Raw genomic sequence first — 511 nt, 5'->3', positions numbered from 1 at the left:
ATAAAAGCAACATAAACAACGACGTATTCTTTTCCATTATAGACAACACGTTTATTCAAACTCTCGCTTTACAACAAATTCGATTTTCTCTTGAAAAATACCCTCACCAACTACACTCTTTTAATATTAAACTCTCTTGTTTAGCTGACGAAGATTTTGTCCGTGAGCTTTTAAGCTTCAATGGTGCTAAGTTTGCTCTTGAGATAAGCGAGCTTGATTGTTATACCGAATCAAAAGAAATACGCGAAAACTTATCAGTGTTACAAGCGAACAATATCGAGATTTGGCTGGATGACTATCACCGTAACAACAAGCTGGCTAACATGTCACTTGGCAACATACTTTGGGATCGTATCAAGATTGACAAAAGCTTTCTAAAACACGCCGACCAAGAGTCTATACAAGCACTAGAGTACTTCTTAGCCCCTTTCTGCTTACACGGATTGATCTTCGAGGGTGCTGAGTACATCGAGCATCATAAGATGTTAAAGACAAGCCACTCATTAACTCA

1 protein-coding gene is annotated in these 511 nt (G+C 38.2%); it reads left to right on the top strand.

All coding sequences use genetic code 11. The annotated features are described in order from the left end of the window. Positions 1-511, top strand: a 511-nt coding sequence (locus R7R78_RS29620) for an EAL domain-containing protein (protein ID WP_225475028.1), incomplete at both ends; no start/stop codon positions are given.

The organism is Vibrio sp. 2134-1 (assembly GCF_033339495.1).
This window is presented reverse-complemented; position numbering and strand designations above follow the sequence as displayed.